Annotated in this window: 21 protein-coding genes and 1 pseudogene; 1 reads left to right on the forward strand and 21 read right to left on the reverse strand. The window is 62.7% G+C overall.

Annotated elements, in window-relative coordinates:
* The 6 genes and pseudogenes from NCS28_RS09990 to NCS28_RS10015 form a co-directional block, all read right to left on the reverse strand.
* Positions 1-111 (reverse strand): annotated as a pseudogene (locus NCS28_RS09990) (electron transfer flavoprotein subunit alpha/FixB family protein); the annotation flags it as partial.
* Between the two features lie 22 nt (positions 112-133).
* On the reverse strand, positions 134-883 hold the full coding sequence (locus tag NCS28_RS09995; RefSeq protein WP_250513680.1) for an electron transfer flavoprotein subunit beta/FixA family protein: 750 nt from the start codon (positions 881-883) through the stop codon (positions 134-136).
* Between the two features lie 173 nt (positions 884-1,056).
* On the reverse strand, positions 1,057-1,851 hold the full coding sequence (locus NCS28_RS10000; RefSeq protein WP_250513681.1) for a MetQ/NlpA family ABC transporter substrate-binding protein: 795 nt from the start codon (positions 1,849-1,851) through the stop codon (positions 1,057-1,059).
* Between the two features lie 15 nt (positions 1,852-1,866).
* The gene (locus tag NCS28_RS10005; RefSeq protein WP_250513682.1) at positions 1,867-2,520 is read right to left on the reverse strand and encodes a methionine ABC transporter permease; all 654 of its coding nucleotides are present in this window, start codon (positions 2,518-2,520) and stop codon (positions 1,867-1,869) included.
* Positions 2,510-3,544, reverse strand: coding sequence for a methionine ABC transporter ATP-binding protein (locus NCS28_RS10010; protein WP_250513683.1), 1,035 nt, complete (start codon positions 3,542-3,544; stop codon positions 2,510-2,512). Before NCS28_RS10010 ends, NCS28_RS10005 begins: the two co-directional genes overlap by 11 nt.
* 217 nt (positions 3,545-3,761) lie before the next feature.
* Positions 3,762-4,685: a histone deacetylase family protein gene (locus NCS28_RS10015; RefSeq protein WP_250513684.1), complete on the reverse strand. Its 924-nt coding sequence runs from the start codon at positions 4,683-4,685 to the stop codon at positions 3,762-3,764.
* 319 nt (positions 4,686-5,004) lie between these two features.
* Between NCS28_RS10015 and mltB the strand changes: the two genes are divergently transcribed.
* A complete protein-coding gene (gene mltB / locus NCS28_RS10020; protein WP_250513685.1) occupies positions 5,005-6,174 on the forward strand; it encodes a lytic murein transglycosylase B in 1,170 nt (389 codons plus the stop codon).
* 61 nt (positions 6,175-6,235) lie between these two features.
* On the opposite strand, the gene cysM is transcribed toward mltB, so the two are convergent.
* The 15 genes from cysM to NCS28_RS10095 all read right to left on the reverse strand — a co-directional run bounded on the left by cysM (position 6,236) and on the right by NCS28_RS10095 (position 21,414).
* Positions 6,236-7,138, reverse strand: a complete 903-nt coding sequence (gene cysM / locus NCS28_RS10025) for a cysteine synthase CysM (RefSeq protein ID WP_250513686.1) — start codon at positions 7,136-7,138, stop codon at positions 6,236-6,238.
* A gap of 265 nt (positions 7,139-7,403) precedes the next feature.
* Positions 7,404-7,793, reverse strand: coding sequence for a ComEA family DNA-binding protein (locus NCS28_RS10030; protein WP_250513687.1), 390 nt, complete (start codon positions 7,791-7,793; stop codon positions 7,404-7,406).
* Between the two features lie 75 nt (positions 7,794-7,868).
* Entirely contained in the window at positions 7,869-8,861 is a 993-nt protein-coding gene (gene rfaD / locus NCS28_RS10035) for an ADP-glyceromanno-heptose 6-epimerase (protein WP_250513688.1), read from the reverse strand.
* A 19-nt stretch (positions 8,862-8,880) separates the two neighbouring features.
* Positions 8,881-9,855, reverse strand: coding sequence for a D-glycero-beta-D-manno-heptose-7-phosphate kinase (gene rfaE1, locus NCS28_RS10040; protein ID WP_250513689.1), 975 nt, complete (start codon positions 9,853-9,855; stop codon positions 8,881-8,883).
* The gene (locus NCS28_RS10045; RefSeq protein ID WP_250513690.1) at positions 9,821-11,224 is read right to left on the reverse strand and encodes a UDP-glucose dehydrogenase family protein; all 1,404 of its coding nucleotides are present in this window, start codon (positions 11,222-11,224) and stop codon (positions 9,821-9,823) included. Before NCS28_RS10045 ends, rfaE1 begins: the two co-directional genes overlap by 35 nt.
* 82 nt (positions 11,225-11,306) lie before the next feature.
* A complete protein-coding gene (lapB, locus tag NCS28_RS10050) occupies positions 11,307-12,482 on the reverse strand; it encodes a lipopolysaccharide assembly protein LapB (protein ID WP_250513691.1) in 1,176 nt (391 codons plus the stop codon).
* 42 nt (positions 12,483-12,524) lie between these two features.
* Positions 12,525-12,818 carry a LapA family protein gene (locus NCS28_RS10055; protein WP_250513692.1) on the reverse strand — a complete coding sequence of 98 codons (294 nt, stop codon included), beginning with the start codon at positions 12,816-12,818 and terminating at the stop codon, positions 12,525-12,527.
* 295 nt (positions 12,819-13,113) lie between these two features.
* Entirely contained in the window at positions 13,114-13,443 is a 330-nt protein-coding gene (locus tag NCS28_RS10060; protein WP_008342376.1) for an integration host factor subunit beta, read from the reverse strand.
* Between the two features lie 23 nt (positions 13,444-13,466).
* Entirely contained in the window at positions 13,467-15,197 is a 1,731-nt protein-coding gene (gene rpsA, locus NCS28_RS10065; protein WP_181291061.1) for a 30S ribosomal protein S1, read from the reverse strand.
* 115 nt (positions 15,198-15,312) lie between these two features.
* The gene (cmk, locus tag NCS28_RS10070) at positions 15,313-15,993 is read right to left on the reverse strand and encodes a (d)CMP kinase (RefSeq protein WP_250513902.1); all 681 of its coding nucleotides are present in this window, start codon (positions 15,991-15,993) and stop codon (positions 15,313-15,315) included.
* Between the two features lie 75 nt (positions 15,994-16,068).
* Positions 16,069-17,373, reverse strand: a complete 1,305-nt coding sequence (aroA, locus tag NCS28_RS10075; protein WP_250513693.1) for a 3-phosphoshikimate 1-carboxyvinyltransferase — start codon at positions 17,371-17,373, stop codon at positions 16,069-16,071.
* Positions 17,374-17,394: 21 nt separating this feature from the next.
* The gene (locus tag NCS28_RS10080; RefSeq protein WP_502801175.1) at positions 17,395-18,345 is read right to left on the reverse strand and encodes a prephenate dehydrogenase; all 951 of its coding nucleotides are present in this window, start codon (positions 18,343-18,345) and stop codon (positions 17,395-17,397) included.
* Between the two features lie 53 nt (positions 18,346-18,398).
* Positions 18,399-19,481: a prephenate dehydratase gene (gene pheA, locus NCS28_RS10085; protein ID WP_250513695.1), complete on the reverse strand. Its 1,083-nt coding sequence runs from the start codon at positions 19,479-19,481 to the stop codon at positions 18,399-18,401.
* A 40-nt stretch (positions 19,482-19,521) separates the two neighbouring features.
* Complete coding sequence (gene serC / locus NCS28_RS10090) at positions 19,522-20,604, reverse strand: 3-phosphoserine/phosphohydroxythreonine transaminase (protein WP_250513696.1); 1,083 nt, start codon at positions 20,602-20,604, stop codon at positions 19,522-19,524.
* Positions 20,605-20,799: 195 nt separating this feature from the next.
* Entirely contained in the window at positions 20,800-21,414 is a 615-nt protein-coding gene (locus tag NCS28_RS10095) for a DUF2059 domain-containing protein (RefSeq protein WP_250513903.1), read from the reverse strand.
* Between the last annotated feature and the right edge of the window lie 143 nt (positions 21,415-21,557).

Below are 21,557 nucleotides of genomic sequence, written 5' to 3' on the forward strand. Positions count from 1 at the left end.
ATGCACATCGCCGCCGGCGAATTTGCCAACTTCAGCCGCCGCTGCAACCGTGTTCAGCGTCGCGGCCTTGATCGACGCGTTATCGTGTTCCGCAATTACCAGAATCGTCATGTTTTCTCCGCGTATGTGTCGATCAAAGCACCTTGGCTTCGGTCTTGAGCTTTTCGACCAGCGTCTTTACGTCGGGCACCGTGATGCCCGCGCTGCGCTTCGGCGGCTCGACGACCTTCAGCGTCTTCAGGCGCGGTGCGACATCGACGCCCAGATCGGCTGGCTTCACCGTCGTCAACGGCTTCTTCTTCGCCTTCATGATGTTCGGCAGCGTGACGTAGCGCGGTTCGTTCAGGCGCAAGTCGGTCGTGACCACCGCGGGAAGCTTGAGCGACAGGGTTTCCGCGCCGCCATCGACTTCGCGCGACACGGTGGCCTTGCCATCCGCGATCACGACTTTCGATGCGAACGTCGCCTGCGGCAGACCTGCCAGTGCGGCCAGCATCTGACCGGTCTGATTCGAATCGTCGTCGATGGCCTGCTTGCCGAGAATGACGAGCTCGGGCTTCTCCTGATCGACGAGCGCCTTGAGAATCTTCGCCACCGCCAGCGGCTGCAGCTCATCAGCGGATTCGACGAGAATCGCCCGATCAGCCCCGATGGCCAGCGCCGTGCGCAACGTCTCCTGACACTGCGTCACGCCGCACGACACGGCGATCACTTCCGTCGCAACGCCCGCTTCCTTCAGACGCACCGCTTCTTCAACGGCGATCTCGTCGAACGGGTTCATCGACATTTTCACGTTGGCAATATCGACGCCCGTGTTATCCGACTTCACCCGGACCTTCACGTTGTAGTCGACCACGCGCTTGACTGGCACCAGAATTTTCATGCACACGCTCCAAAGTTACGATTACGTCAACCCAGCGACATTATACGAGCGACGCGTCCGCTAGCTCCCCGGAATCGGTGGGTTGAGTCGCCATGCAATAGGTATGGGCTTAATTTTATCGAACGATCGTTCTATTTGTATCCACAAAAACCCGAACGTCGCCGAAAAATCGATCACCAGGCCGTAATCACCGCGCCCGCGTACTTGCCTTCGATGAACTGCTTCACCTCCGGCGAATGATAAGCAGCGACCAGTTTCGCGACCCACGGCTTATCCTTGTCGGCCGCGCGGACCGCGATGATGTTCACGTACGGACCGTGCGGATCTTCGATGGCGATCGCGTCGGCCTTCGGCTTGAGGCCGGCTTCCATCGCGAAATTCGTGTTGATGGCGGCGGCGTCGACGTCGTCGAGCGAGCGCGGAATCTGCGCCGCGTCGAGTTCGACGATCTTCAGCTTCTTCGGGTTCTCGACGATATCGAGCGGCGTCGCCTTCAGGCCCGCATCCGCGCGCAGCTTGATCAGACCTTGCTTCTGCAGCAGCAGCAATGCGCGGCCGCCATTGGTCGGATCGTTCGGCACCGCGATGCGCGCGCCATTGCCGAGCGCCGACAGCGACTTCAGCTTCTTCGAATAGATGCCCATCGGAAACGTGACGGTATCGGCGACCCGGACAAGCTTGTAGCCGCGGTCTTTCACTTGCGCGTCGAGATACGGCAGATGCTGATAGCTGTTCGCATCGAGATCGCCGGCGGCGAGCGCGGCGTTCGGCTGCACGTAGTCGGAGAACTCGACGACCGTGATCTTCAGGCCGTTCTTCGAGGCGACCTGCTTCACCACGTCCATGATCTGCGCGTGCGGGCCGCCGGTCACGCCCAGCTTGATCGCGTCTTCGGCGTGCGCGACTCCGTTGAAAAGCGTTGCGCTCAGCACCGCGGCGGCGAACTTCAAAATGAATCGACGTTGCATGGTTTTCTTGAGTGGTTATTTGTGGCTGAGACGGCGAACGAGCCAGTCGCCGAACGATTGCACGAGTTGCACGAACACGATCAGGATGATGACCACCATAATCATCACTTCGGGCAGGAAGCGCTGATAGCCATAGCGGATGCCGAGATCGCCGAGACCGCCGCCGCCGATCGCGCCCGCCATCGCCGAATAGCCGACGAGCGACACGAACGTGATCGTGAGCCCCGCGACGACGCCCGGCAGCGATTCCGGCAACAGCACCTTGAAGACGATCTGGCGGGTGGTCGCGCCCATCGCCTGCGCGGCTTCGATGAGACCGCGATCCACTTCGCGCAGCGCCGTTTCGACGAGCCGTGCGATGAACGGCGCAGCGGCGATGGTCAACGGCACGACGGCGGCCGCGGTGCCGATCGACGAGCCGACGACGAGGCGCGTGAACGGAATCACCGCGACGAGCAGGATGATGAACGGCGTCGAGCGCACCGCATTGACTACGCCGCCGAGCACGCGATTCACGCCGATGTTCTGCAGCACGCCGTCGCGATCGGTCAGATAGAGCAACACGCCGAGCGGCAGGCCGACGGCCGCGCCCACGAGTCCCGAGATGCCGACCATGATCAGCGTTTCCCAGAACGACTGCACGAACATGTCGAACATTTCACTCAACATGGGACAACTCCTCCACGACGACACCTTGAGAACGCAAATACTCGATCGCCTCCGCGATTTTCACCGGCTGGCCGCCCGCGAGCACCGCGAGCGAGCCGAACGCCTGCCCCTGAATCTCATCGATCTGGCCGTGCAGGATGTTGAAATCGAGCTCGTAGCGGCGGATCGTCTCCGAGAGAATCGGCTGATCGACGCCCGATCCCGTGAACGCGAGCCGCAGCAAATGGCCGCTGCCCGTCTTAAGACGCTCGATGACGCGCGCCTTCAACGCGGGCGGCAACTCGTGCGCGATCACATCGCCGATCAGCGCGCGCGTGACTTCGTGATGCGGCTGCATGAAGACATCGACGACCTTGCCCTCTTCGACCACGCGGCCCGCGTCGAGCACCGCCACGCGATCGCACACCTGCTTGATCACTTCCATCTGATGCGTGATGAGCACGATCGTGAGGCCGAGTTCGCGATTGATCTTGCGCAGCAGATCGAGAATCGCCCGCGTGGTTTCCGGATCGAGCGCGGACGTGGCTTCGTCGGAAAGCAGCACTTGCGGCTTGCTCGCGAGCGCCCGCGCGATGCCCACGCGCTGCTTCTGCCCGCCGCTGATCTGCGCGGGATACTTGTCCTTGTGCGTCGTGAGACCGACGAGATCGAGCAACGGCAGAACGGCCGCCTCGATCTCCGCGCGCTTCTTGCCGGCGAGTTCGAGCGGCAGCGCGACGTTGTCGTACACCGTGCGCGAACTCAGCAGATTGAAATGCTGAAAGATCATGCCGATGTCGCGGCGCGCCGCGCGCAGATCGTCCTTGCGTAGCGTCGTGAGATCGCGTCCGTCGACAATCACGTTGCCTTCGCTCGGCCGCGTGAGCAGATTAATGGTGCGCACCAGCGTGCTTTTGCCCGCGCCGCTGCGCCCGATGATGCCGAACACTTCGCCGGCGGGGATCGTCAGATTGACGTTGTGTAGCGCTTCGACCCAGCCGCGGGGCCCGGCGAAGCGCTGCGAGAGATTGCGTATTTCGATCATGAAAAATGCAAACGGCGGAAGGCTCGCGCGGGTGAAACGCACCCGCGCCGCCGGCCGCCGTTTGTTCGTAGTCGTAGCTGTGTAGTAACGTCGCCCGCGATTTTACCGGAGGCGTTACATTCTGTTTAATAATGAATTCGGATCGGCTAATTACCGTGGGATATTTGACGGGTGGTCTCGCCGCCGGGTCCAGCGACACCAAGCCACCCAACACACTCTAGAGCTCAGCTAGAACGCGCAAATGCGCAACCACACTACGCCCAAGCGCCGAAAGGTTATACCCACCCTCAAGACAACTCACAATCCGCCCTTGAGCATGCCGCTTCGCCACAGCGCGAATCTGCTCGGTGATCCACGCGTAATCGTCCTCGACAAGACCCATATTGGCCATGTCGTCTTCGCGATGCGCGTCGAAGCCCGCCGAGACGAAGATCATCTGCGGCTTGAACTCGTCGAGCCGCGGCAGCCACAACATGTCGACGACTTCGCGCACCTGCATGCCCTTCGTGCGCGCGGGCAGCGGCACGTTGACCATGTTTTGCGCGTGATTATCGGCGCCGCTGAACGGATAGAACGGATGCTGAAAGAAGCTGCACATCAGCACCCGCGAGTCGCCGCTGAACGCGGCCTCCGTGCCGTTGCCGTGATGCACGTCGAAGTCGACGATCGCGACTCGCTGCAGTCCGTGCACTTCCAGCGCATGACGCGCGGCGATCGCCACGTTGTTGAAAAGGCAGAAGCCCATCGCGCGCGCGGGCTCCGCGTGATGGCCCGGCGGGCGCACGCTGCAGAATGCGTTGTCGTATCGCCCTTCCATCACCGCATCGGTGGCCGCGATCGCCGCGCCCGCCGCGCGCAATGCGGCGCGGTAGGACTCGGGGCACATGGACGTATCCGGATCGAGTTCGCTTCTGCCCGACTCGGGCGTGCGGCTCTTGATGTAATCGATGTGCGCCTGCGTGTGCACGCGCGCGAGTTCGGCTTCCTCGGCGAGCGGCGCTTCCTCGCGTTCGATGAGCGAATCGATCCGGCTCGCGATCAGTTGATCTTCGATCGCCTGCAAACGCGCCGGACATTCGGGGTGCCATTGGCCGTTGTCGTGCCGGAGGCAATCGGGGTGGGAGTAGAAGCCGGTGGCCATGATGTCTCGCAGTGCCGCTTTCGTCGGCTCTCGTCTCGTGTTTTTTCGTCATACGCGACCACGTGTCGCGCAATTGACGTTAAGTTACCACACCGTTCGGCGCGTCCGCCTTCGCCCGGGCACGCGGGCAGTCCGGGCGCGAAGCGTCGGTTATACTGCCCCGACGCCTTGCCGGCCGAGCGGTTGCGCGCGGCAGGTTGCAGGCCGTTGCGTTCAGTTGAGAATCGTTGCAGATCGGTTTCGATCGGTTCGACTTCACACGCGTTCTGGCCGCTCGCGCATCAGTCGTCGCCCCTACCGCCCCCCAACCACGCACACTATGACTTTCCAGTTTGCTCCGTTCGACTTCACGGCTCAGTTCAAGCCGGCAAAGCGCGCACTCGTTGCTTCCCTCGTCTGCGCGCTCGGCTTTCTCTCCAACAGTGCCTTTGCGCAGTCGCAGCAACCGCAGGCCGCGACGCCGCAAGGGCAGGTGTTCGAAGAAGAGATCGTGCCGCAACGCTACGCGAACAATCCGAATGTCGATGCGTTCATCAACGACATGGTCGCGCGCTACGACTTCGATTCGTCGGCGCTGCACGATCTGTTCGCCCGCGTGAGTTATTCGGCGACGGCGGCGAAGCTGGTCCTGCCGTCCCCCACGCCGCAAGCCAAGAACTGGCGCGCGTATCAGGCGCGTTTCATCGAGCCAATTCGCATCAACGCGGGCGTGAAATTCTGGCGCGCGAATCAGGCGACGTTGCAGCGGGCCGCGGAGCAATTCGGTGTGCCGCCTGAGGTGATCGTCGGGATCATCGGCGTCGAGACGATCTACGGGAAGTACATGGGCAACTTCCGCGCGCTCGACGCGCTGACCACGCTCACCTTCGACTATCCGAACACGCCGAACCGCACCGAGCGCATGGCGACGTTCCGCAAGAATCTGGAAGACCTTCTCGTGTGGACGCGCGATTCGCAGATCGATCCGACGACCGTGCTCGGTTCGTACACCGGCGCGATCGGCATTCCGCAGTTCCTGCCGAGCAGCATCGTGCAATACGCGGTCGATTATGACGGCAACAGCCGCATCGATCTGCGCACGAGTCCGGCGGACGCCATCGGCAGCGTGGCGAACTATCTGAAGCAGAACGGCTGGGAGCCGGGGCGACCGGTCGTGTGGCGTATCGCCGGCGATGTCGGCAGTCAGGGCATTGCGCAGGCCGCCGCCGATGGTTCGCCCGAGCCGAAGTGGTCGCTCGCGCAGCTGACGAAAGCCGGCATGCTGCTCAACGAGCCGGGATTGAACATCGACGCTCAGGCGCCGACGCCTCTCACCGTGGTCGATCTTCCGACGCCCGGCCGCGCGACCGAATACACGCTCGGGCTAAAGAACTTCTACGTGCTCACGCGCTACAACCGCAGCTTCTTCTATGCGCTCGCGGTGTATCAGCTCGGCGAGGCGGTGAAGGCGCGCATGATGGCGGGCGACACAGGCACGAACTCGCAGTGACTTTCAGTCAGCCTCGCGCGTAAAAAACCCCGGCTTGCCGAGGTTTTTTTCATTCACCGCATCAAGCCGGAAACACGCCCGTCGACAGATAACGATCCCCACGATCACACACGATGAACACGATCGTCGCGTTCTCCACCTGACGCGCGATGCGCAGCGCGACTTCGCACGCGCCGCCTGACGAGATGCCCGCGAAGATGCCTTCGACCGATGCGAGGCGTCGCGCCATTGTTTCCGACGCCGCCTGACTCACGTTCTCCACGCGATCGACACGGCTGCGATCGAAGATCTTCGGCAGATACGCTTCCGGCCACTTGCGAATGCCCGGAATGCGCGAGCCGTCTTCCGGCTGCGCGCCGATGATCTCGATCTTCTGATTCTGTTCCTTCAAATACTTCGACACGCCCATAATCGTGCCGGTCGTGCCCATCGACGAAACGAAGTGCGTGAGGCGGCCTTCGGTCTGACGCCACAGTTCGGGGCCGGTCCCTTCGTAATGCGCGAGCGGGTTGTCGGGATTCGCGAACTGATCGAGGATGATGCCCTTGCCGTCGCGCTGCATCTGATCGGCGAGATCGCGCGCGTATTCCATGCCGCCCGTCACCGGCGTGAGCACGATTTCCGCGCCGTACGCGGCCATGCTCTGACGGCGCTCGATCGACAAATCTTCAGGCATGAGCAGGACCATCTTGTAGCCGCGCATCGCGGCGGCCATCGCGAGCGCGATGCCCGTATTGCCGCTCGTCGCTTCGATCAGCGTGTCGCCCGGCTTGATGCGGCCACGCTCTTCAGCTTTCCTGATCATCGACAAAGCCGGGCGATCCTTCACCGACCCCGCCGGATTGTTGCCCTCGAGCTTACCCAGCACGACGTTGTTACGGCTGCGGATGTCGTCGTCCACGAGGCGGACGAGTTGCACGAGCGGCGTGTTGCCGATCGTGTCTTCGATAGTCATATAAGCCATATGCGGAAGCGGTCCATCCCCACGCACGACTCGTCTGCCGCGGGGAATTTGATATAGGGATTCGTCGATTGTAGCCCACCGGTTCTGCCGACGCCGGCGCACCCCTGATGCGCGGATGGATTGCCGCGCGAAGTCTGCGCGTGCCCCGGCGTTCGCGCATGCAAAAAACCCCGCGGGGAGGCCGTCCGCGGGGAGCCCAAAACAACGGGAGGCTGAAGGAGACCGGTGGCGCGCCGTGTACCAGGGCGCGCCTTCGCGTCTTCCGCTATTTCTTCACGACGACCGGTTTGGCCGATGTGGACGCCGAAACCGGCGTGACGACCGCCGAGTTCGCCGCACCGGGCGGTGCGACGTTACCCGATGTCGCGGCCGCGGCCGTCTTCGACGCGGCGCCGACGGTCAGCCCCTCCGCTTCGAGACGTTGAACCGTCTTGCCGCCCATGCCCTTCACGCGCGTGCTGAGATCGTTGGCGTCCTTGAAGGGGCCGTGTGCCTGACGTTCATCGAGAATGGCTTTCGCCTTCGCCGGACCGATGCCCTTGATGCCGCGCAACGCGTCGGCGTTCGCGGAATTGACGTCGACGGCCGCCCACGCGCTACCGATGGAAAAGATGAGCGCAAACGCGGCGATCGACGAGAGTGCTTGCTTGAACATGACTGAGTCTCCGTGAAGAACCGGCCGGCACCAGCGCCAACCGTGAGACCCAGTGTAGAGAGACTCGAAACGCGTTTATAGCTGGCCGAATAGCCAACGCACGTAGCGATCGACGCCTTCCTGAACCGTCAGGAACGGCGCGTCATAACCTGCCGCGCGCAGGCGCGACTGGTCGGCTTGCGTGAAGCATTGGTACTTGCCGCGCAGTGCGTCCGGGAACGGCACGTACTCGATTAGCCCGCGCTGCACCAGCTCCGCGAGCGACAGCGACGCTTCGCCGTCGAGCGCGCGCATCGAGTTCACGACCGTCGACGCGATATCGTTGAACGGCTGCGCGCGTCCCGTGCCGAGGTTGAAGATGCCCGACTTCTCCGGGTGATCGAAGAAGAACAGGTTCACCTTCACGACATCTTCGACCGAGATGAAGTCGCGCGTCTGCTCGCCGGCCGCGTAGCCGTTGTATTCGCCGAATAGCTTGACCTTGCCTTCCGAGCGGAACTGGTTGAAGTTGTGAAACGCGACCGACGCCATGCGGCCCTTGTGCGTCTCGCGCGGACCATACACGTTGAAGTAGCGAAATCCGGCGATCTGACTGTGCGCCTTCGGCAACACCTGACGCACGATCTGATCGAAGAGAAACTTCGAGTAACCGTAGACATTGAGCGGCTTCTCGACTTCGCGCTCCTCGACGAAGCGGCTCGACCCGCCGTAAGTCGCCGCCGACGACGCATACAGGAATTGCGCGCCATGCGCGAGGCACGCGTCCATGACGTCGCGGCTGTAGCGGAAGTTGTTCTCCATCATGTAGCGGCCGTCGGTTTCCATCGTGTCCGAACAGGCGCCTTCATGAAACACCGCGCGCACGCGGCCGAAATCGCCGCGCCTGAAGCGCTCGACAAACTCGGTTTTATCGAGATAATCGTCGATCTCGCAATCGACCAGATTCTTGAATTTGTCGGCGCGTGTGAGATTGTCGACCGCGATCACGCGGTTCTCGCCACGTTCGTTCAGCGCCTTGACGATATTGCTGCCGATAAATCCGGCAGCACCGGTCACGATGATGGTCATGGCGAAGTATGAGATAAGGTCAGGCGAAGAGTTCGTTGTAGTCGACGGTCGCCGTGCCGAGCTTGCCCACGACGATACCCGCCGCGCGGTTCGCATAGACGATCGAGTCGACGAGCGGGACGCCCGCGCCCAGCATGGTCGCGACCGTTGCGATGACGGTGTCGCCCGCACCCGAGACATCATACACTTCGCGCGCTTCGGCCGAAGTATGCAGCACCCGGTTCTCGGTGAAGAGCGTCATGCCTTCCTCGGAGCGCGTGAGCAGGAGCGCGGAGAGTTCGAGCTCGGCGCGCAGCTTCGTCACGCGCTCCAGCAGGTCTTCTTCCGATTTCCATTGGCCGATCACTTCGCGCAGTTCCGCGCGGTTCGGCGTGATGAGCGTGGCGCCGCGATACCGGTCCCAGTCATCGCCCTTCGGGTCGACGAGCACCGGCTTGCCCGCGTGCTTCGCGTCGGCGATCATCTGCGTGACGTGCGTCAGGCCGCCCTTCGCGTAATCCGACATGAGGATCACGTCGTGCTGCGGAAGCAGTTGCGCGAAGCGCGCGAGGCACGCGCGCAGCACTTCGTGATTCGGCGTGTTCTCGAAATCGACGCGCAACAGTTGTTGCTGGCGCGACAGCACGCGCAGCTTGATCGTCGTGAGCAGTTCGGGATCGCGCTCGAGGTGCCCCGCGACCTTGCTCTCACCGAGCAGTTCGACGATGCGCTCGCCCGGCTCGTCATGGCCGACCACGCAAAGCAAGCCCGCCTGCGCGCCGAGCGCCGCCGCATTTCGCGCGACGTTCGCCGCGCCGCCGAGCCGGTCTTCCTTCTTCTGCACGTGCACGACCGGAACCGGCGCTTCCGGCGAGATGCGGTTGACGTCGCCGAACCAGTACCGGTCCAGCATCACGTCGCCGACCACGAGCACGCGCGCCGCTGAAATACGCGCGCGCGGCACGACGGGGATATCGAGATCAGTTGCTGCTGTCGCTGCGGTCGAGTTCGGCATGGGGACGTCCTATTGCAAAGTAGTCGATGCCCATTTCGGCCATCGCTTCCGGTTCATACAGATTGCGGCCATCGAAGATCACCGGTGTCTTCAATGCGCTCTTCAAGTGCCAGAAATCCGGGCTCTTGAATTCCTTCCATTCGGTCACGATGACGAGCGCGTCCGCTCCCATCAGCGCATCCTGTTGCGTCGTCACGAAGTGCAGACGCTTCAAATCTTCCGGGCGATCGGCGAGATCGAGCGCGAACACGCGCGCGGCTTCCTCGCGCGCGACGGGATCGTAGCCGTGCACGGTAGCGCCGCGTTGCAGCAGCGCCTCGATGATGCGACGGCTCGACGCCTCGCGCATGTCGTCGGTATTGGGCTTGAACGCGAGGCCCCAGACGGCGAACGTGCGCCCGCGCAGATCTTCGCCCATGCGCTTCACGATCTTGTTGACGAGCACTTCCTTCTGGTCGTCATTGACCGCTTCGACCGCTTCGAGAATGCGCAGCGTGTGGCCGTTTTCGCGCGCCGTCTGCACGAGCGCCTGCACGTCCTTCGGGAAGCACGAGCCGCCGTAACCGCAGCCCGCGTACAGAAAGTGGTAGCCGATGCGCGGGTCGGAGCCGATGCCGCGCCGCACCGATTCAATATCGGCGCCGACGGTGTCCGCGAGATTCGACAGATCGTTCATGAACGAGATGCGCGTCGCGAGCATCGCGTTGGCGGCGTACTTCGTGAATTCCGCCGAGCGCACGTCCATGTACAGCGTGCGCTCGTGATTGCGGTTGAACGGCGCGTAGAGGCGCTTCATCTTTTCCCGCGCGAGATTGCCCGCGTGGTCGTCGTCGATGCCGATCACGATGCGATCGGGGCGCATGAAGTCGTCGACCGCCGCGCCTTCCTTCAGGAACTCCGGATTCGACACGACCGAGAACCGATGCTTGTCCGAGCCTTCGAGCCCGCGCGTCTTCAGCTCTTCATCGACCGCCTTCTTCACCTGCAGCGCCGTGCCGACCGGCACCGTCGATTTATCGACGATCACCTTGAAGCCGTTCGAATATTTGCCGATGTTGCGCGCCGCCGCGAGCACGTACTGCAGGTCGGCGGAGCCGTCTTCGTCGGGCGGCGTGCCCACCGCGATGAACTGGATATCGCCGTGCTCGACGCTGGCTTTCACGTCGGTGGAAAACTGGATACGGCCGGCCGCGCGCGTGCGCCTTAGCATTTCCTGAAGCCCCGGCTCGTGGATCGGCACGCCGCCGTTGTTGAGAATGTCGATCTTGCGCGGATCGACGTCCACGCAAAACACGTCGTTGCCGATCTCGGCAAGACACGCGCCGGTCACAAGACCGACGTAACCCGTGCCGACGATAGTTACTTTCATACGCTTTCCGGTGGTTTTTTAAATGCCGGTGGCGGGAGCGGCGCACTCGCGCGCCGCATGATGTCGTGCTTGCAGCGCGCGTTCAGGCCGAGTTCGTGATCGGCTCGACGCGGCGCGGCGCGTACGTCTCCCAGCCGCTGCAGCCGGGGCATTGCCAATAGAATAGTCGCGCGCGGAAGCCGCAAGTCTGACATGTATAACGCGGCAAATTCTTGGTGCGCTGTTTCACCAAATTACGCATCAACTCGAGCTCGCCGCGACGTGGCTCGTCGGCCGTCGCTTCCTGCGCTTCGAGCAGGCGCGTCATGCCCGCGAGATTCGGCGCGCTCTGCATCTGCTTGCGCGCGAGCGCGTGCGCCGCGTCCAGGCCGCGCAACTCCTGCACGTGCTTGTAGGCGACATCCAGCAAATCGTTCGACGGATAGCGCGTCGTGTAGTCGATCAGCAAGTCGACGCCTTCTTCCCTGCGCCCAAGCGCGCTGTACGCCTTCATCAGCTTTTCGGCAACGAGCGGCAGATACGCTTCGTTCTGTTCCTCGACGCGCTTCCAGTTCGAGATCGCGGCTTCGACGTTGCCCGCGGCCGCTTCGACATCGCCCGAGAGGATCGTTGCGCGCACGTTGTCCGGGTTCGATGCCAGCGCGAGCTTCAGTTCAGCGCGCGCGCCCTCGGGATTCTTGCGCTGCAATGCTTCCTGCGCGAGTTCGCAATGGAAATGCGCGATCTCCATATGCAGCGACGGCGCGCCCATCTTCTCGATCTGCTCGGCCGTCGTGATCGACTTTGGCCAGTCCTTTTCGATTTCGTAGATGGTCAAAAGCGCGCGCTGTGCGCCGAGGGAATATTCGCCCGAATTCAGCGACTTGAACGTTTCCTCCGCGCGATCGAGCAGGCCTGCCTTCAGAAAGTCCTGCCCGAGTTCATACAGAGCGTGATCGCGTTCGGCGGCCGGCAAATCGGCGCGGCTCAAAAGGTTCTGGTGTACGCGAATCGCCCGGTCCGTTTCGCCGCGACGGCGGAACAGATTGCCGAGCGCGAAGTGCAGTTCGATCGTTTCAGGATCGAGCTTGGCGACTTCGATGAATGCGTCGATCGCCTTGTCGTGCTGTTCGTTGAGCAGAAAATTGAGGCCGCGAAAGTACGAGCGCGGCAAGTTCGCATTCTCGGACAACAGCGTTTTCAAATCATAGCGGGACGCCATCCACCCTAGCGCGAACGCGACGGGAATGACGAGCAGCCACCAGAAGTCTAGATCCATGCGATTAGTCGTTGAATGTTAGGCGTCTGCTTTCATGCCGCGTCAGATGAGCGGCGGCATCGGCGGCTCTTCCTTCACCACCGGCGTCTCGCGCGCGACGCGCAGTTCGCGCTTCAGGCGCCCGTTTTCCATGCGCAGACGCACCATCGCCGGAACAGCGGATACGAGCCCCGCCAGCAATCCCACGACGAAAAACGCGAGGCCGATCAGAATCAGCGGCGCCGTCCAGGCGTAGCCTGCGAGGAAATTCAGCGTCGCGGACTGGGTGTTGGCGAGCGCCAGCACCAGCAACAACACGAATACCAGAACGCGGATCAGCCGGACGATGATTTTCATGTAGGGTCTCGCAAGAGCGGTTGCACCCGCCGACCCCGCCTGTGCGGCCGGGCCTGCGCGGTTGAACACCCAGGTCAAAGTGACCGGTATTGTAATTGATGCGTCCGGGTCCCGGCGGTCGCCGGCTCGCCGCACGAACTTTTAGCAAGCAGTGCACCCGTGGCGTGACATCGTCCATAACGAAACGCCGCGCATAAAAAAAGCACCCCGAAGGGTGCTTTCCTGGTCGATTGCCTCGTGGCCGGACGCCGCGAACCGAAAATCCCGAAGGATCATCGGTCAGGATGCGCGCCGATCAGAGATCGTCCGCATCGTCGTCATTCGACGCCTTCAGAGGCTCGCCCGCACGGCCGTCGACGCGTTCGCGCAATTCCTTGCCCGGCTTGAAGTGCGGCACGAATTTCTCCGGCACCAGCACCTTCTCACCCGATTTAGGATTGCGCCCGACACGTGACGGACGACGATTGAGCCCGAAGCTGCCGAAGCCGCGAATCTCGATGCGGTGACCGTTGGCCAAAGCCTCCGACATCGCATCGAGCATCGTCTTCACCGCGAAATCCGCATCCTTGAGGACAAGTTGCGGAAATCGCGACGCCAACTGGGCGACCAATTCCGATTTGGTCATACTGCAGCTGTGCCGTTAAGGGCTTAGCTGTTCTGGCCGTCGAGCTTGGCCTTGAGCAGCGCGCCGAGGTTGGTCGTGCCGGTTGCGGCGGCGTTCGAGTCGCCCTGCAGGCTGCGCATGGCTTCCTGCTGTTCGGCCGAATCCTTCGCCTTGATCGACAGGTTGATGCCACGCGACTTGCGATCGATGTTGATGATCATCGCGTTGACCTTGTCGCCTTCCTTCAGCACGTTGCGCGCATCTTCCACGCGGTCTTGCGCGATTTCCGAAGCACGCAGGTAGCCTTCGACTTCGCCGGACAGCGTGACGACCGCACCCTTCGGATCGACCGATTTCACGACGCCGTCGACGATTGCGCCCTTGTCGTTGATCGCGACGAAGTTGCTGAACGGATCGCCTTCCAGCTGCTTGATGCCGAGCGAAATGCGTTCCTTCTCGACGTCGATGCCCAGAACCACGGCTTCGACTTCGTCGCCCTTCTTGTACTTGCGGACGGCTTCTTCGCCGGTTTCCGACCACGACAGATCCGACAGGTGAACCAGACCGTCGATGCCGCCGGGCAGACCGATGAACACGCCGAAGTCGGTGATCGACTTGATGGCGCCGCTGATCTTGTCGCCCTTCTTGAAGTTGCGGCTGAAGTCATCCCACGGATTCGGCTTGCACTGCTTCATGCCAAGCGAGATACGGCGGCGGTCTTCGTCGATTTCGAGAACCATAACTTCGACTTCGTCGCCCAGTTGAACGACCTTCGACGGCGCAACGTTCTTGTTGGTCCAGTCCATTTCCGACACGTGGACGAGGCCTTCGATGCCCGATTCCACTTCGACGAATGCGCCGTAGTCGGTGATGTTCGTGACTTTGCCGAACAGGCGCGTGCCCGACGGGTAACGGCGCGAGATGCCTTCCCACGGATCGTCACCGAGTTGCTTGATGCCGAGCGAAACGCGGTTCTTCTCTTGGTCGAACTTGAGGATCTTGGCGGTGACTTCCTGGCCGACCGACAGCACTTCCGACGGGTGACGCACGCGACGCCATGCGATGTCGGTGATGTGCAGCAGGCCGTCGATGCCGCCGAGGTCGACGAACGCGCCGTAGTCGGTGATGTTCTTGACCACGCCTTCCACGATCGCGCCTTCCTTCAGCGTCTCGAGCAGCTTCGCGCGCTCTTCGCCTTGCGTCGCTTCGATAACGGCGCGGCGCGACAGCACCACGTTGTTACGCTTGCGATCGAGCTTGATGACGCGAAATTCGAGCGTCTTGCCTTCGTACGGCGTCGTGTCCTTGACCGGACGCGTGTCGACGAGCGAACCCGGCAGGAACGCGCGGATGCCATTGACCATCACGGTCATGCCGCCCTTGACCTTGCCGGTGATCGTGCCGGTCACGAGTTCGTTGTTGTCCAGCGCCTTTTCCAGCGACAGCCACGAAGCGAGACGCTTCGCCTTGTCGCGCGACAGGATGGTGTCGCCATAGCCGTTTTCCAGCGCGTCGATCGCGACGGAAACGAAGTCGCCCGCCTGCACTTCCACTTCACCCGCGTCGTTCAGGAATTCTTCGAGCGGAATATAGGCTTCGGACTTGAGACCAGCGTTCACGACCACGAAGTTGTGGTCGACACGCACGACTTCAGCGGAGATCACTTCGCCGGCGCGCATGTCCTGCTTGGTCAGCGACTCTTCGAACAGAGCCGCAAAGGATTCGGTATTCGGGGTGGAGGTTTGCAGGTCGGACATAAAAATCTGTATTTGCACAGCCTTTGCGCGGTGGTCCCCAATGGACCGGTGAGACGCAACGCCGTACGGGGTTAAAGGTTTAACACACGCTCTGTTTTCGACGGAGCACCTTGCTTTTCACTACACAAACGCGTTACACGCGAATCTTGCTGTACCAGCCGATGATCTGTTCGACCGCTTGATCGATCGACAAACCGGAGGTGTCCAGCGTCTTCGCATCCGCCGCGGGCTTTAGCGGCGCGGCGCTCCGGTTCATGTCCCGGTCGTCGCGTGCGCGCAAATCACGCAGCAAGTCATCCATATTAGCAGAAAAACCTTTTTGCATCAATTGCTTATGCCGCCGCGCCGCGCGTGCCTCGGCGCTCGCGGTCAGAAAGACCTTCAGCGTGGCGTCGGGGAAGATGACGGTGCCCATGTCGCGGCCGTCGGCGACGAGGCCGGGGCGCTTGCGAAAGGCCCGCTGACGCGCGACCAGCGCCTGACGCACTTCGGGATGGACGGCGATCGCGGAGGCGCGGTTGCCGACTTCTTCCCGCCGGATTTCCCCCGAAACGTCCACGCCGTCGAGCTGCGCGCAACCTTCGCGGAAGGTAATGTGGAGCGCTTCGATCAGTTTTGCAAGTCCGCCGGCGTCCTCTCTGGCCACCTCGTAGCGGATGCTTGCGAGCGCGGCGAGCCGGTAGAGCGCGCCGCTGTCGAGCAGGTGAAAGCCGAGCGTCGCCGCGACGATCGCCGCGACCGTGCCCTTGCCCGAAGCCGTCGGCCCGTCGATGGTGATCACTGGAGTGGGGTCGAATGGACGGGTCGGTTTCATCGAGTCTGGCCGGTCTGGCCCGTTATTGCGGTCATTGAAGTCGAAGTCATCGCGTTTCACGGTACAGCGCTCCGGTTACGCCTTCACGAGCGTCGAAAAACGCTCGAAGTAGTCCGGGAAGGTTTTATTCACGCATTTCGGATCGTTAATGCGCACCGGCACGCCGCCGAGACTGACGAGCGAGAAGCACATCGCGATGCGGTGATCGTCGTAGGTGTCGATCGCGGCGTTCGGCATGAGTTTCGCCGGCGGCGTGACGACGAGAAAGTCCGCGCCCTCTTCCACGGTCGCGCCGACCTTGCGCATCTCGGTCGCCATCGCGGCGATGCGGTCGGTTTCCTTCACGCGCCAGCTCGCGATATTGCGCAACGTCGTCGGGCCGCTCGCGAAGAGCGCGGCCACGGCGATGGTCATCGCGGCGTCCGGAATCAGATTGAAGTCCATGTCGATGGGCACGAGTTTGCCGTCGTCCGACTCGACGCCGCGCACCTCGATCCAGTCTTCGCCCATCATCACATTCGCGCCCATGCGATTGAGCGCGTCCGCGAAACCGACGTCGCCCTGAATGCTCGAGCGCCCGACGCCTTCCACGCGCACCGGCCCGTGGCCGATTGCGCCCGCGGCCAGGAAATACGACGCGGACGACGCGTCGCCTTCCACCATGATCGCGCCCGGCGACTTGTAGCCCGCGCCGGCCGGAATCGTGAAGCGCGACCAGCCTTCGCGCTCGACGGTCACGCCGAAGCGCTCCATCAAACGGATCGTGATTTCGATGTACGGCTTCGAGATGAGTTCGCCCTCGATCTCGATCGCAACCGGGCCGTCGCGGCCGACGACCACCGGCAGGCTCATCAGGAGCGCGGTCAGGAACTGGCTCGACACATCGCCGCGCACGCGGATCGGCTTGTCGATCGCGATCTTCGCGGCGTGAATCTTCAGCGGTGGAAAGCCGTCGTTCAGTTCGTAATCGATCGCGGCGCCGATCTGACGCAGCCCGTCGACGAGATCGCCGATCGGCCGCTCGTGCATGCGCGGCACGCCGTGCACGCGATATTCGCCGCCGTTCACCGCCAGCGCCGCCGTCAGCGGCCGCACCGCCGTGCCCGCGTTGCCGAGAAACAGCTCCGCCGACTTCGACGGAAACGCGCCGCCCGTCCCGCCGACGATCACGCGCTCGCCATCTTCACGCACCGCGACGCCGAGCGTCTTGAGCGCGGCGAGCATGACGCGCGTGTCGTCGGAATCGAGCAGATTCGTGATGGACGTTTCGCCGCTCGCGAGCGCCGCGAGCAGCAGCACGCGGTTCGAAATGCTCTTCGAGCCGGGCAGGCGCACGGTGCCGGACGCGCGAGCGAAAGGTCCGAGATCGAGATGTTCCATAGTGTTTCCTTGGGTCACAGCTTATTTCGCGGCGATGTCGTTGGACGGCTTGATGCCGCCGCGTTCCTGCCACTCTTTTCGCGCGACGCGCGAGCGCGCGAACGCCGCTTCGAGCGCCGCGCCATCCGATGCGTCGATCGCCGCGCGAAAACGCGCGAGCACGGCCGTGTAATCGTCGAGTTCGGCGAGCAGCGCGGCGCGGTTCGCGAGACAGATATCGCGCCACATTTCCGGACTCGAAGCCGCGATGCGCGTGAAATCGCGGAAACCGCCCGCCGCGAACGAGAATTTCAGATCGGCGTCGGGCGTATCCAGAATCTGATCGACGAGCGCGAACGACAACACATGCGGCAGATGACTCACCGACGCGAACACGCGATCGTGCTGCGCCTCGCTCATCTCACGCACGCACGCGCCGGTTGCTCGCCACATCGACGCGATGCGCTCCACGTCGTCCGCCGCGTTGTCGGGCAACGGACACAGCACGACGTTGCGATCGACGTACAGATCCGGCAACGCGGCATCCACGCCGCTCGACTCGCGGCCGGCAATCGGATGCCCCGGCACGAACTGCGCGATGCGTTCGCCCAGCGCGCGCCGCGCCGAAGCGACGACGTCCGTCTTCGTGCTGCCGGCATCGGTGACGATAGTCGGCGCGTCGAGAAACGGCGCGATGCGCACGAGCAGCGACTCGGTCTGCGCGACGGGCGCGGCGAGCAGCACCACGTCCGCGCCTTGCAGCGCGCGCGCGAGCGCGGAGTCGTCGTGAAGCGCGGCGGCTTCGTCGATCACACCGAGTTCGAGCGCGCGTTCGACCGATGCCGCCGAACGCCCCACGCCGACGATGCGCCCCGCGAGCCCCGCGCGTTCACGCAACGCGCGCGCAAGCGATCCGCCGATCAGGCCGACGCCGAAGATAACCAGTTTGTTGAAAGAGAACGCAGCCACGGGACATCGATAAGAGCGCGCCATCCGACGCAAGGTGAAACGAACCGCCGCGACTCGTCGCAGCGGCAATGAGCCAATCAGCGCGCCCGCGGATACGAGCCGAGAATTTTCAGGAACGCTGACTTGCGCCCCAGTTCATCCAGCGCGGCGGCCACGGCGGCATCGTCGCGATGGCCTTCGATGTCGATATAGAAGTAGTACTCCCACGCGCCGGAGCGCGCCGGGCGCGATTCGAAGCGCGTCATCGAAACGCCGTGCTTGGCGAGCGGCTCCAGCAGCTTGAACACCGCGCCCGATTCGTTTCGCACCGTGACGATGAGCGACGTCTGATCGTGGCCGCTCGAATCCGTCGGCTGCTTGCCGATGATCACGAAACGCGTGCGATTGTGCGGGTCGTCCTGGATCATCGAGAACACGACGCCGAGGCCGTAGTGCGTCGCCGCGCGATCGCCAGCAATGGCCGCGACCGTCGGATCCTCGACCGCCATGCGCGCCGCTTCCGCATTGCTCGACACCGCCTGCCGCTCCAGATGCGGCGCGTTCGCGCTCAACCACCGCTGACACTGCGCGAGCGCCTGCGGATGCGCGCACACGCGCTTCACGCCATCGAGCGTGCCGGAGGCCGTCAGCAGATTGTGATGGATCGGCAGCGCGAGTTCGCCGCCGATCAGAAGCGACGTTTGCAGCAGCAGATCCAGCGTGCGCGACACCGCGCCCTCCGCCGAATTCTCGACCGGCACGACACCGTATTGCGCCGCGCCCGCTTCGACGGCGCGAAACACTTCGTCGATCGACGGGCACGGCACGCCATGAATCGAATGCCCGAAGTATTCGAACATCGCCTGTTCGCTGTACGTGCCGACGGGCCCCAGGAACGCCGCGCTGATGGTCTGTTCGAGCGCGCGGCTCGCGGCCATGATCTCGCGCCAGATCGATGCGATGTGCTCGTCGGCGAGCGGCCCGTCGCTCATTTCCTGCAGTCGCGCGATGACCTGCATTTCCCGCTCCGGGCGAAACACGGGCGCATTGAAATGCTTCTTCACTTCGCCGACTTCCAGCGCGACGGATGCGCGCTGATTCAACAGCGCGATGAGCTGCGCGTCGAGCACGTCGATGCGCTCACGCAGCGGTTTGAGTCTTGAATTGAGATCGTCGTCCATGCGGTGCTTGAGCTTGTGCGGTTGAGTGAGCGTCGCGCCGTTAAGCGCTCGTGCGCTCGAATTCCTTCATGTAATCGACGAGAGCGTTGACTCCCTCGATCGGCACCGCGTTGTAGATCGATGCCCGCATGCCGCCGACGGACTTGTGGCCCTTCAGTTGCAACAGCCCGCGCGCCTTCGCGCCGGCCAGGAAATCGGTATTGCGCGATTCGTCGGCGAGGAAGAACGGCACGTTCATGCGCGAACGGTTCCGGCGCTCGACCTTGTTGACGTAGAAATCGCTGGAATCGATGGTGTCGTACAGCAGCTTCGCCTTTTCGACGTTGCGCGCCTCGATCGCTTCCAGGCCGCCCTGCTTCTTCAGCCACTTGAAGACGAGGCCCGCGATGTAGATCGCGTAGGTCGGCGGCGTGTTGTACATCGAGTTGTTTTCCGCAACGATCTTCCACTCGAACGCGGACGGACAGATGGGCAGCGCGCGGTCGAGCAGATCCTCGCGCACGATCACGACGGTCACGCCCGCCATGCCGATGTTCTTCTGCGCGCCGCCGAAGAGCACGCCGTACTTCGCGATGTCCATCGGACGCGACAGGATGTGCGAGGAGGCATCGGCGACGAGCGGAATGTCGCCGAGATCGGGAATTTCGAAGGCTTCGACGCCGTCGATGGTTTCGTTCGAGCACAGATGCACGTATGCCGGATCGTCCGACAGCTTCCATTCGCTGAAGGCCGGCACGCGCGTGAAGCCTTCTTCGGTCTTGCCACTCGCCGCGAGATGCGGCGTGCCGTATTTTTGCGCTTCCTTGAACGATTTCGTCGACCACGAACCGGTCACGACGAAGTCGGCGGTTTGCTTTGTGCCGAGCAGGTTCATCGGCACGATTGCGTTTTCGCCGATGCCGCCGCCCTGCAAAAAGAGGATCCGATGCGACGCAGGCACGTTCAGCAGATCGCGCAGATCGGTGAGCGCGGACTCGTGGATCGACATGAATTCCGCGCCGCGGTGGCTCATTTCCATCACGCTCATGCCGCTGCCTTGCCAGTCGAGCATTTCATCGGCTGCTTGCCTCAGAACTTCTTCTGGCATGGCGGCGGGGCCGGCGGAGAAATTGAACACGCGCATCTGAAGATCCCGGAATTCCGATTTGGCAGACGCGAATGAAGGCGGATCGAACGACGGCCGCGTCTTCACGTCCAAAAAAGAAATGGCTGCTTGCGCGTCTTGCGCAAACAGCCATTATCGCACTGTCCTGAAAACCCGCCAATGCAAGGGACGGCAGGCGCCATCCAGCGGATTTCAGTCAGACCGGCGCCGAGCTTACTTGGCGCTCGGCTTGACGCTTGCCACTTCCTGATCGGCTTGCGTGCGCGTTGCCTTGATGGCTTGCGGCATGTACTTCTGCATCAGGCCGTTCACGACGTCGCGGCCAACCTGGTCCTGAACCTGGATGAACTTGCGGCCAGTCGGGCTCTTGTAGAAGTTGGTCAGATCCTTGATCTCGTCGGTCGAGTAGTACTTGGCGTACGCGTCGTACTGAGCTTGCATCGCGTCCTTGCGGAATGCGTCGGTTGCGAAGACTTGGCCAGCGGAATCGACCAGCTTCGGCACTGCATTCTTTTGCAGCGACGGAACGGCGGCTTGCTTTTGTTTGTCGTTCAGCGACTTGTTCTCGGACAGCGCGTCCGAGAGGATCGCCGGCACAAGTTGCTTTGATTGCATCTGCGCGCTGTTACCGATCGCACCGACCAGCTTCTGCGCGTCGATCGCGTCGAGCAGGTCCTTGATCGCGGCTTGCTTGGCCGGATCAACCGGGGCTGCTGCGGCTGCCGGTGCGGCCGACTGTGCGGGCGCCTGGTTCTGAAGCGACTGGGCCATCGCGAAAGTCGGTACGAAAGCGGCCAGCAACATCCACTGCTTGAAACGTCCTTGCATCATTACTCCCTGTAAAAAATATCCAGTTCAGCACTGGCGACGAGCTTTCGCCCGTTGTCCGACGCCGGCCTCGCCTGACGCCGGCAACGAACTCACGTCGCGCAGCTTAACCAATCCGAGCTTTCAAAAGCGATAACGAGAGA

Origin of the sequence: Caballeronia sp. INDeC2, from assembly GCF_023631325.1 — a bacterium.
In the GTDB taxonomy this organism is placed as follows: Bacteria; Pseudomonadota; Gammaproteobacteria; order Burkholderiales; family Burkholderiaceae; genus Caballeronia.